Source organism: Nocardiopsis tropica (assembly GCF_042660575.1).
In the GTDB taxonomy this organism is placed as follows: Bacteria; Actinomycetota; Actinomycetes; order Streptosporangiales; family Streptosporangiaceae; genus Nocardiopsis; species Nocardiopsis tropica.
The window spans coordinates 1-11,877 of the sequence record NZ_JBHSUF010000042.1; the positions used below are offsets into that span (position 1 = coordinate 1).

The following is an 11,877-nucleotide window of genomic DNA, read 5'->3' on the forward strand; positions in this document are numbered from 1 at the left end:
GGCGTACGCGCACGGCGCGGACATCGACTGGACGGCGGTGTTCGGGCGGGGGGCGCGGGTGGTGGAGCTGCCGACCTACCCCTTCCAACGACAGCGCCTGTGGATGACCGGCGACCGCTCGCGCGGCGACGTCGCCTCCGCCGGGCTGGAGCCGGAGCAGCACCCCCTCCTCGGCGCCGCGCTGTCCCTGGCCGACACCGGGAGCACCCTCTTCACGGGCCGGGTCTCCCGCACCACCCACCCCTGGCTGCTCGACCACGCCGCCGGGGACAGCGTCCTCCTGCCCGGCACGGCGTTCCTCGAACTCGCCCTCAACGCGGGCGACCGCCTCGGCAGCCCCCATGTGGAGGAGATCGTCGTCCAGGCGCCCCTCCTCCTGCCCGAGAGCGGCGCCGTCCAGCTCCAGGTCCTCGTCGAGGCCGCCGACGGCCGGGGCCGACGCTCCTTCTCGGTCTCCTCGCGCCCGGCATCACGGACCCCCGACCTGGGGGACCGCCCCTGGACCCGCAACGCCGCGGGCACCCTCACCCCCGAACCCGACCGCGTCCCCGACGACCTCGGGTCGTGGCCGCCCCCCGGGGCCGAACCGGTCCCCGTCGGCGACCTCTACACCCGCCTCGGCGACATCGGCTACGACTACGGCCCGGCCTTCCGCGGCCTCACCTGCGCCTGGACCGACGGGGACGAGGTGTACGCCGAGGTCGAGCTGCCCGAGGCCCAGCGGTCCGACGCCGAGCGCTTCGGCCTGCACCCCGCGCTCTCCGACGCCGCCCAGCACGCCCTCGGCTGCGCCCCCTGGATGCCCACGGACGGCGTGCGCCTGCCCTTCTCCTGGAACGGCGTCACCCTGCACGCCACGGGAGCCACCTCCCTGCGCGTCCACGTCCGGCCCCTCGGCGCCGACGAGGTCGCCATGACCCTGGCCGACGCCCACGGCGCCCCCGTCGCCACCGTGGACTCCCTCACCCTGCGGGCCCCCACGGGAGGGCCGGGCGCCGCGACCGAGCCGGCGGACGACCTGTTCCACGTGGAATGGGTCGACACCATCGCCTCACCGTCCGCCGAACCCCAGGTCTGGGCCGTGCTGGGCGAGGACATCCTCGACAGCTCGACGGCGCTCACCGCCGCCGGGCACACCGTCCGCTCCTACGCCGACGCCGACGCCCTGACCCGGGCGCTCGACGCGGGAGCCCCGGTCCCGGACCGCGTCCTGCTGCCGAGGCTCTCCACGCCCCTCGCCCCGACACCGGACGACGTGCGCACCGCTCTCGTACAGGCGGTCGACCAGGCCCAGCGCCTCCTCGCCGACGAACGCGTCGCCGACGCGCGACAGGTCCTGCTGACCCACCGGGCCGTCGCCACCGGCCCCGGCGAGGACGTCCCCGACCTGGTGCACGCGCCTCTGTGGGGGTTCGTCCGGGCGGCCGGGCAGGAGCACCCCGGCCGGTTCTCCATCGTCGACACCGACGACCCCGGACGCGCCTCCGCGCTGCTGACCGCCGTCCTCAGCGGTGACGACGACCAGGTCGCCCTGCGCGGCGGAGCCGTCCTCACCCCCCGTCTGGCGCGCAGCGCCCGGGAGGCACTCCCCACCTCCTTCGGTGACGGCACGGTGCTGGTCACCGGCGCCACCGGCACCCTGGGCGGAGAGATCACGCACCACCTGGTCGACCACCACGGGGTCCGCGACCTGCTCCTGGTCAGCCGCAGCGGCCCCGACGCCGAGAGCGCGGCAGAACTGGAGGCCTCCCTGGCAGCCAAGGGCGTCGACGTCACCCTCGCCGCGTGCGACGCCTCGGACCGGGAGCAGCTGGCCGCCCTCCTGGCCGGCCGGCGGATCACCGCCGTGGTCCACGTCGCCGTCGCCCTGAACGACGGCCTGCTCACCTCGACCACCCCCGACAGCATCGAGGACGTGCTGCGGCCCAAGGTCGACGCCGCCTGGCACCTGCACGAACTCACCTCGGACCTGTCGGCGTTCGTCCTGTTCTCGTCCGTGGCCGGCACCCTGGGCAGCCCCGGACAGACCGGTTACAGCGCCGCCAACTCCTACGTCGACATGCTCGCCCACCACCGCCGTGCGCACGGGCTGCCCGCGGTGTCGCTGTCGTGGGGCATGTGGGCCCAGCGCAGCAGGACGACCGCCGCCCTCGACGAGGGCGACATCAGCCGCTACGCCCGCCTCGGCCTGGCCGGGCCGGTGGACACCGGACACGGACTCGCCCTGTTCGACGCCGCCCTCGCCACGGGCGTTCCCCACGTGCTGCCGGTGCCCATGGACCTGGCCGGCGCCCGTGCCAGGGCCGTTCGCACCGGGAAGGTCGCGACCATGCTCCGCGGCCTCGTCCGACCGCCCCGGCGGCGGGCCGGGGCAGCGGCGGAGACCGCCGGGAACCTCCGAGGCGCCCTGGCCCGCACCCCCGCCGACCAGCGGACGGACCTGGTGCTCTCCTTCGTGCTGGCCCGGACCGCCGAGGTGCTGGGCCACGCCGGCACGAGCGCGGTCGACGCCGACACCCCCTTCCTGGAGGTGGGCTTCGACTCCCTCACCGCCGTCGAACTGCGCAACCAGCTGGCGGCCGCCACCGGCCTGCGACTGCCCGCCGGGCTGGCCTTCGCCCACCCCACACCGCGCGCCCTGGCCGTCCACCTCCTGGAGGAGGTCGGAGACGGCAGGGGCGCCGCCCCCGCGCGGACCGAACCCCGACGGGCCCTCGACGGGTTGGCGGACCTGTTCGTGGAGGCCTGCGCCCAACGGCGGATCGCCGAGGGGATCGATCTGCTGTGGGCGGCGTCCCAGGTCAGGCCCGTCTTCACCGGCGTCCACGACGCACCCGTGACGCGGGGCCCCGTCCGCCTGTCCAAGGAGGGCAGCGGCACGAAACTGATCTGCCTGCCGTCCATCCTCATGATCTCCGGGGTCCAGGAGTACGCCCGTTTCGCCAACGGCGTGCGGGGGATGCGCGAGGTCGAGGTGATCCCCGAGCCCGGGTTCACCGACGGGGAGCCGCTGCCGGCCAGCATCGGCGCCGTCACCGAGGTCCTCGCCGACGCCGTCCTGGAGTGCGCGGGAGACCGGCCGTACATCCTGGTCGGACGCTCCTCCGGCGGGTGGGTGGCGCACGCCGTCCTCGAACGGCTCGAACACCTCCGGACGCTCGGAAGGGCGCGCACGCCGGAGACGCTCGCCCTGATGGACGCCCCCCACCCCACCGACCACACCGCGCTCGCGACCATCGAGACGGGCGTGGTGGCCCGCGGGGAGCTGCTGGGCATCATGGACGGCGTCCGGCTCAGCGCCATGGGCGCCTACCTGCGCCTGTTCCGTGACTGGCTGCCCGGTCCGGTGGAGACGCCCGTCGTCCAGCTGCGTCCCGAGGAGCCCACCATCGACCGGGACGGCGGCGCGGTGCCGCCCTTCACGTGGTCGCTCCCGCACGAGGTGCTGCGGGTGCCCGGCGACCACTTCACCATGCTGGAGGGGCACGTGGACGTGGTGGGCCGCGCACTGCACGACTGGCTGGCCGCGCGGGGCCTGTAGCGGCCCCGGACGCCACGGTTCCCGGCCGGGGCCGCCACGGTCCGCCGTGACGGCCCCGGCGCACCCGGCCCCGCACGGACACGGTCCGGGCGGGGCCGCTCCGCGTCCGCGACCCGGGGACGCGCGGGCGGGGACCGCCGGGGGATCCGGGCCCCGGCCGCCCCGGCGGCGCGCGTGCGGGCGGGGGCCGGAGCCGCGCGGAACAGAACCGGCCCCGCCGGCGTTGAGCACCACGTGCCCGGGAACCCTCCGCCGACCTCGCGGAGCGCCCCGGCCGCGACCGTCCTCCTCCGGTATCCGGCTCCGCGTCGAAAACCGGTTGCCGACCCTCCTACTCTTGACTACTGATGAGCACGACCACGCCCACACCCACCGCTGACGCACTCCGCTCCCGGCTCCGCGACCTCATGCCCGCGGACCGGCACCGGCTCCGTCGGCGTATCGACGGCCTCGCCAAGATCCGCGACGAGCGCCGCGGCGCCTCCGCCGCCGCCCAGATCGCCAAGGACATCGACGAGGCGGTCCTGCGCGTCGACCTGCGCCGCGAGGCCGTCCCCGAGCTCACCTACCCCGAGTCGCTCCCGGTCAGCGCCCGGCGCGACGACATCGCCGAGGCCATCCGGGACCACCAGGTCGTCATCGTCGCCGGTGAGACCGGCTCCGGCAAGACCACCCAGCTGCCCAAGATCTGCCTGGAGCTGGGCCGCGGCGTCATGGGCACCATCGGGCACACCCAGCCCCGGCGGCTGGCCGCGCGCACGGTCGCCGAGCGCATCGCCGAGGAGATCGGCACGCCGCTGGGCGAGACCGTCGGCTACAAGGTGCGCTTCACCGACTCCTCCAGCGGCAGCACCCTGGTCAAGCTGATGACCGACGGCATCCTGCTCGCCGAGATCCAGCACGACCGGATGCTGCGCCAGTACGACACCCTCATCATCGACGAGGCCCACGAGCGCAGCCTCAACGTCGACTTCCTGCTCGGCTACCTCAAGCAGCTCCTGCCCAAGCGCCCCGACCTCAAGGTCGTCATCACCTCGGCGACCATCGACCCCGAGCGCTTCTCCCGCCACTTCGACGACGCCCCCATCATCGAGGTGTCCGGGCGCACCTACCCCGTCGAGGTCCGCTACCGGCCCATCTCGGAGGACATCCTCGACCCCGAGGAGAAGAACCCCGGGCCCGGCACGGACCGCGACCAGACCCAGGCCATCCTCGACGCCGTCGACGAGCTCTCCCACGAGCCGCCCGGCGACATCCTGGTGTTCCTCAGCGGCGAGCGCGAGATCCGCGACACCGCCGAGGCACTGGAGAAGAAGAAGCTCCGCGGGACCGAGATCCTCCCGCTCTACGCGCGCCTGTCGGTCTCCGAGCAAAGACGCGTGTGGTCCTCCCACAGCGGGCGCCGCGTCGTCCTGGCCACCAACGTCGCCGAGACCTCCCTGACGGTCCCCGGCATCAAGTACGTCATCGACCCCGGCACCGCCCGCATCTCGCGGTACTCCCACCGCACCAAGGTGCAGAGGCTGCCCATCGAGGCGGTCTCCCAGGCCTCCGCCAACCAGCGCAAGGGCCGCTGCGGCCGCGTCTCCGAGGGCATCTGCATCCGGCTGTACTCCGAAGAGGACTTCCTGTCCCGCCCCGAGTACACCGACCCCGAGATCCTGCGCACCAACCTCGCCTCCGTCATCCTCCAGATGGCCTCCCTCGGCCTGGGCGACGTGGCGGCCTTCCCGTTCGTGGACGGCCCCGACCACCGCCAGATCAAGGACGGCGTCAACCTCCTCTTGGAACTCGGCGCCCTGCACCCCGAGGCCGAGGCCGCCTCCGGCAAGGGCGGCGGCAAGCGCCGCCTCACCCAGACCGGCCGGCGCCTCGCCCAGCTGCCCATCGACCCGCGCCTGGGCCGCATGGTGCTGGAGGCCCAGGAGCGCGACTGCCTGGCCGAGGTCATGGTCATCACCTCCGCCCTGTCCATCCAGGACCCGCGCGAGCGCCCCACCGACAAGCAGCAGCAGGCCCAGCAGTCCCACGCCCGGTTCACCGACAAGGAGTCGGACTTCCTGGCGTTCCTCAACCTCTGGAACCACCTGCGCGACCGCCAGCGGGAGCTGTCCGGCAACCAGTTCCGCAAGCTGTGCCGCGAAGAGTTCCTCAACTACCTGCGCGTCCGCGAGTGGCAGGACATCCACTCCCAGCTCAAGCAGGTCCTGCGCACCATGGGCATCGAGGTGCCGCCGCTGCGCGAGGAGGCCGCCGACCCGCGCGGCGTCCACATGTCCCTGCTCGCCGGACTGCTCTCCCACGTGGGCCTCAAGGACCCCGAGAAGCACGAGTACCTGGGCGGGCGCGGGGCGCGCTTCGCCGTCTTCCCCGGCTCGGCCCTGTTCAAGAAGCAGCCGCGCTTCGTCATGGTGGGCGAGCTGGTCGAGACGTCCAAGCTGTGGGGCCGCATGGTCGCGCGGATCGAACCGGAGTGGGCCGAGGAGCTCGCCGGCGACATCGTCAAGCGCAACTACAGCGAACCCCACTGGGAGCGCAAGCGCGGCGCCGTCATGGCGTTCGAGCGCGTCACCCTCTACGGCGTGCCCATCGTCGTGCAGCGCAAGGTGTCCTACGGGAAGATCGACCCGGAGCTGTCCCGGGAGCTGTTCATCCGCCGCGCCCTCGTCGAGGGCGACTGGGAGACCCGGCACCACTTCTTCCACGACAACCGCAAGCTCCTCGACGAGGTCGAGGACCTCGAACACCGCGCCCGCCGCCGCGACATCGTCGTCGACGACGAGACGCTGTTCCGGTTCTACGACCGACGCGTCCCCGACGACGTCGTGTCGGCCGCGCACTTCGACGCCTGGTGGAAGAAGGCCCGCCGGACCGAGCCGACGCTCCTCGACTTCACCCGCGAGGAGCTCATCAACGACGGCGTCGACGTGGTCAGCGAGGACGACTACCCCGACGTGTGGCGGCAGGGCGCGTTCACGTTCCCGCTGACCTACCAGTTCGAGCCGGGCAGCGCCGCCGACGGAGTCACCGCGCACATCCCGCTCAAGTTCCTCAACCAGGTGGAGAACACCGGCTTCGACTGGCAGATCCCGGGCCTGCGCGACGAACTCGTCACCGCGCTGATCCGCTCGCTGCCCAAGCCGCAGCGCCGCTTCTTCGTACCGGTCCCCGACAACGCCGCCCAGGCGCGCGCCGGCCTCACCCCCTACGAGGGGACGCTGACCGGGGCGCTGGCCGCCGAGCTCACCCGCATGGCCCAGCCCAGGGGCGGGGACCGGATCCCGGAGAGCGCCTTCGAGCTCGACCGCGTGCCCGACCACCTGCGCATCACCTTCCGAGCGGTGGACGACCGCAACCGGACCCTGGCCGAGTCCAAGGACCTGGAGCAGCTCCGCGCCAAGCTCAAACCGCGCCTGCGCGAGGCCATCTCCGCGGAGGCCAAGGGCGTGGAGAAGAAGGGCATCACCTCCTGGGACTTCGGTCCGCTGGAGCAGACCCTGGAGCGCAAGGCGCTCGGCCCCAAGGTCAAGGGCTACCCGGCCCTGGTGGACGAGGGCGACAGCGTCGCGGTGCGCATCTTCGACACCCGGGCCGAGCAGCGCGCCGCCATGCGGGCCGGGACCCGGCGCCTGCTCATGCTGACGATCCCCTCGCCGGCGCTCGCCGTCAGCAAGGGGCTCAACAACCCGGACAAGCTCGCCCTGGCCGACAACCCGCACGGTTCGGTGAAGGCGATGCTCGCCGACGCCGAGTCCGCCGCCGTCGACCACCTGCTCGCCCGCGAGGGAGGGCCGGTCTGGAACGGCGACGACTTCGCCGCGCTCGCGGACCGGGTCCGCGCCGACCTCGGCGACACCCTCGCGGAGACCCTGGACAAGGTCGCGCGGGTCCTGGTGCTGTGGCGCAAGGTCTCCAAGAAGGTCAGGGGCACCACCTCCCTGGCCGTCCTGCCCTCGCTCAACGACGTGCAGGGCCAGCTCGGCTCCCTCGTGGGGGACGGGTTCGTCACCGCCGCGGGCGTGGCACGCCTGGACGACCTGCACCGCTACCTGAGGGGCATCGAGTACCGCCTGGACAAGCTGCCGGAGAACCCGCGCCGCGACCAGGTCAACATGTCCAAGACCGAGCAGATGCGCCAGGCCGTCGCGAAGGTCACCGGGTCCCTGCCCCCCGGGCGGGCGGCAGACGCCGACGTGGCCGAGCTGCGCTGGATGCTGGAGGAGTACCGGGTCAGCCTGTTCGCGCAGGAGCTGCGCACCGCCTACCCGGTCTCCGACAAGCGCATCATGAAGGCCCTGGAGGCCGTCAAGGCCGCCGGCAGGCAGTAGCCACCGGGGCGGAGGGGCCCCGTCCGGTGGACCGGACGGGGCCGGTCGCCCTCATCCGAGCGTCTTGGCGATATCGCTCATCTTGCGGTACAGGCGCATGCTGTCGGGGATCCCCCGGAACCCGTGCTTGCCGTAGAAGGTGTGGGCCTCCTCGTCCAGGGCGTCGACCACGAGGAACCGCACCGCGAAGATCTCGTTGCCCGCCAACGCCCGCTCGAAGGCATCCACCAGCAGTACGGGACCGAGCCCCTGGCCCTGGTGCCGGGTGTGCAACGCCAGACGCGCCAGCAGCACCGCGGGGACCTTGTGCATACTGCCCCGCGCCAGGGCCTTGGGCAGAGCGTCCCTCTCCAGGGTCATGGAGGTGAAGGAGTAGTAGGCCGCCACTTCTGTGCTCTCCTCCTCGCACCACACGAAGGTGGCGGCGGTGTTGTTGGCGCGCGCGTGGAGCGCGCTCCCGCGGAGCCACGAGTCCAGTTCCTCCTTTCCACAGGTGAAGGAGTCGAGCCGGTGCTCCCGGCTGAGGGGCTGGCAGACGAACACGGTCGGTTTACCTCTTCACGATGGAGCGGTGCCTGCGCACCGCGGAGGACAGCTCCTCGATCGGCTGCGCCGGTTCCTCCAGGGACTCGATCATGGCGTCGAAGAACGCCGCGGGGACCGTGGTGGTCTGCTCGCGCTCGAGGACCTCCTCGGCGGCTTCACGGGCAGCCCGCGCGACGAACCTGGAAGCGGACTCGTGCCGGATCTGTGCGGCTTCGAGGAACAGGGCCTTGTCCTCGGGGGTGACTCTGATTTCCACGCGTTCGGTTGCGGTCCCCATCGGCGAACTCCTTAGTCGGGTGGTACCTCCCGGTCGGCCGTGTCGGACGGCACAGCCGGGAGCTACCTGAGATTGTACGGAACTTGTACGGAAGACGCGAGGAGTTTCAGAGGGGGCGCCGTCATGCCCCGGAGTCGACGCAGAGGGCGCCGCCCCTCCGGTCACAGGGGAACCTGTAGCATGCGGCCGGTGGTGTAGACCACTCACACGTGTACGCATACGAGGGAAACGAGGCTCCCCGGTGGGCGAATCGGTCGGTGGATCGGTGGACGGACGTCGGCTGCTGCTCGTGGGGACCTACACCCCCGACTCCGACCCGCCGGGAGAGGGCGGGGGCGTCCACCGGGTGTGGTTCGACCCGGAGACGGGCGAGATGACCGACGGCGGCGTCGCGGCCCGCACCCCGGGCCCCTCCTTCCTCGCCTTCCGGCCCGAGCCGCCCACGGTGTACGCCGTCAACGAGAGGGCCGAGGGCACCCTCACGGCCTTCCGGGTCGGCGGCGACGCCTCCCTCGCCGAACTCGGCGCCGTGCCCACCGGGGGCGGCTCCCCCTGCCACGTGCGGGACCTGGGCCCCGAGCAGGTCGCCGTCGCCAACTACGCCGACGGCGTGGTCTCCTTCGTCCCCACGGCACAGGACGGAACCCCCGCCGGCCCGGTCGGCCGGTTCGCCCACCGGGGCGGCGGACCCGTCACCGACCGGCAGGAGGGCCCGCACGCGCACAGCACCGCGGTCGTCGAGGACTCCGCCGACCCTCGCCTCCGCTACCTGCTCGCCGCGGACCTGGGCACCGACGAGCTGCGCGTCCACCACTACGCCGTGCCGGGGGGCGCGACCGGGCCGGAGGGGGCCGCCGCGCCCCGACCGGAGGAGGGCCTGCTCCGCACCGTCCAGCTCCCGCCGGGCACCGGTCCGCGCCACATGGCGGTCAACGGACAGTACGTCTACGTGGCCGGCGAGCTGGACTCGCGCGTGCACGTCGTACTGTGGGACCCCCGGAAGGGCACCGGGGAGCACCTCGGCTCGGTCCCCGCCACCGCCGACGAGGCCGCCGGGCGGAACTCCCCCGCGGAGATCGCCCTGCACCGGCTCAAGGCCGGGGGCCGCGAGATCGCCGAGGGCGACGCGCTCCCCCTGACCAGCACCTACGAGGGCCGCGTCTACGTGTCCAACCGCGGGGCCGACGTCATCTCCACGTTCGCGGTCCGCGACGGCGGCGCCCGCCTGGAGCACCTGGCCGACACGCCCGCGGGCGGCGAATGGCCCCGCCACTTCACCGTGGTGCGGGGCCACGGCGGCCAGCCCGACCACCTGGTCGCGGCGGCCCAGAACGGCGGCACCCTGGCCTCCCTGCTCATCGACCCCGACACCGGGATCCCGGCCGACACCGGCCACCGCCTGGAGGTCCCGGACCCGGTCTGCGTGCTGCCCGTCCCCATCAACCGCATCCGCCGCGCCGCCACCTGACCTCCGCGACGCCCGAGGGGCCCGCGTGACCGCTCCGGTCCCGCCCGGGACCGGGGCGGACGACCCGGCTCCGCCCGGACGGCGGCGGCGCGGCCCGTGGACCCGGCAGCCGTACACCTCGCCCCGGGGACCGGTCTTCAGACGACGGCCGTGATCCGGCCCTCGACTGTGCCCCCGCACGCGGCAGACCCGACGGCCGGAGGCGGGCCCCGCCGGTACCGGGCCGCCGTCGCCGCCGGCCGGCCGCTCCGGACCCGTCCCCGGAGCCGGGGTTCCGCCGAACCCCGGCCTTTCCGGGAAAACAATCACCCGCAATCATCCCGGCTGACGGCAAAACGGAAAAGAACGAAACAAAAGCGAATTATTCAACGGGAGAACACGGACTCTCTTTCGCGTGCGAAGCCGAGCCCTGCGTTAGCGTTACCCTGGGATTCTGGAAAGGGATTCCACGGGCGCGCGGCGGTCGGGAAACGGCTGCGGGCAGCCCTCTTTTATCCGTTGTTTTGTGTATTCGGGGGTTTGAATCGTGGCAGAGGTATCGACGGCGCCCGACGTGTACGACGAGACCGGGGGCGGTGGGGAGACCCGCCAGGGGAGGCTCATCGCCAGCTGGCTGTCGTCGACCGACCACAAGGTCATCGGGTACATGTACCTGATCACCTCGTTCGCGTTCTTCCTCTTCGGCGGCGTCCTGGCGCTCCTCATCCGCGCCGAGCTGTTCTCACCGGGCATGCAGCTCATGTCCAACGAGCAGTACAACCAGCTGTTCACCATGCACGGCACGATCATGCTGCTGCTGTTCGCGACCCCGCTCTTCATCGGGTTCGGGAACATCATCATGCCGCTGCAGATCGGCGCCCCGGACGTGGCCTTCCCCCGGATGAACCTGTTCAGCTACTACCTCTTCCTCTTCGGCGGGCTGGTCGCCGTGGGCGGGTTCCTCACCCCGGCAGGCGCGGCCGCCTTCGGCTGGTTCGCGTACACGCCGCTGTCCGACGCGGTCCGCTCCCCGGGCATGGGCGGCAACCTGTGGATCCTGGGCCTGCTCGTGTCGGGCCTCGGCACCATCCTGGGCGGGGTCAACTTCATCACCACCGCCCTGTGCATGCGCGCGCCCGGCATGACGATGTTCCGCATGCCGATCTTCACGTGGAACGTGGTCCTGACGAGCGTCCTGGTGCTCATCGCGTTCCCGGTCCTGACCGCCGCCCTGATCGCTCTCGGGGCGGACCGCATGGTGGGCGCCCAGGTCTTCAACGCCGAGCACGGCGGCGCCATCCTGTGGCAGCACCTGTTCTGGTTCTTCGGGCACCCCGAGGTGTACATCATCGCCCTGCCGTTCTTCGGCATCGTCACGGAGATCCTGCCGGTCTTCAGCCGCAAGCCGATCTTCGGCTACAAGAGCCTGGTGGCCGCCACCATCGCCATCACCGGCCTCTCCGTCACCGTGTGGGCGCACCACATGTTCCCCACGGGCGCGGTCCTGCTGCCGTTCTTCTCCTTCATGTCCTTCCTCATCGCGGTCCCGACCGGCGTGAAGTTCTTCAACTGGATCGGCACGATGTGGCGGGGGCAGATCACCTTCGAGACGCCGATGCTCTTCACCCTCGGCTTCCTGGCCACCTTCCTCTTCGGCGGCCTGACCGGCGTGCTCCTGGCCTCCCCGCCGATCGACTTCCACGTCACCGACTCCTACTTCGTGGTGGCCCACTTCCAC

General features: G+C 72.3%; 6 protein-coding genes. 4 read left to right on the forward strand and 2 right to left on the reverse strand.

Features of this window, described 5'->3' with window-relative positions:
- Together ACFQBR_RS33295 and hrpA are read left to right on the forward strand one after the other, a co-directional pair.
- On the forward strand, positions 1–3,541 hold a 3,541-nt coding region (locus ACFQBR_RS33295), incomplete at its 5' end, for a type I polyketide synthase (protein ID WP_378554968.1).
- Positions 3,542–3,888: 347 nt separating this feature from the next.
- Positions 3,889–7,869, forward strand: a complete 3,981-nt coding sequence (gene hrpA, locus ACFQBR_RS33300; RefSeq protein WP_344186003.1) for an ATP-dependent RNA helicase HrpA — start codon at positions 3,889–3,891, stop codon at positions 7,867–7,869.
- 51 nt (positions 7,870–7,920) lie between these two features.
- On the opposite strand, the gene ACFQBR_RS33305 is transcribed toward hrpA, so the two are convergent.
- Positions 7,921–8,412, reverse strand: a complete 492-nt coding sequence (locus tag ACFQBR_RS33305) for a GNAT family N-acetyltransferase (protein ID WP_344186002.1) — start codon at positions 8,410–8,412, stop codon at positions 7,921–7,923.
- Positions 8,413–8,419: 7 nt separating this feature from the next.
- Positions 8,420–8,692, reverse strand: coding sequence for a type II toxin-antitoxin system TacA family antitoxin (locus ACFQBR_RS33310; protein ID WP_330162178.1), 273 nt, complete (start codon positions 8,690–8,692; stop codon positions 8,420–8,422).
- Between the two features lie 265 nt (positions 8,693–8,957).
- On the opposite strand from ACFQBR_RS33310, the gene ACFQBR_RS33315 reads away from it, so the two are divergent.
- Together ACFQBR_RS33315 and ACFQBR_RS33320 are read left to right on the forward strand one after the other, a co-directional pair.
- Entirely contained in the window at positions 8,958–10,160 is a 1,203-nt protein-coding gene (locus tag ACFQBR_RS33315; RefSeq protein ID WP_344186004.1) for a lactonase family protein, read from the forward strand.
- Between the two features lie 553 nt (positions 10,161–10,713).
- Positions 10,714–11,877: cbb3-type cytochrome c oxidase subunit I (locus tag ACFQBR_RS33320; RefSeq protein ID WP_465264176.1), on the forward strand; the 1,164-nt coding region annotated here is incomplete at its 3' end.

Excerpts from the sequence above, each read along its gene's own strand:
- hrpA (WP_344186003.1), top strand. The coding sequence starts at position 3,889 with ATGAGCACGACCACGCCCACACCCACCGCTGACGCACTCCGCTCCCGG.
- ACFQBR_RS33310 (WP_330162178.1), bottom strand. The coding sequence starts at position 8,692 with ATGGGGACCGCAACCGAACGCGTGGAAATCAGAGTCACCCCCGAGGAC.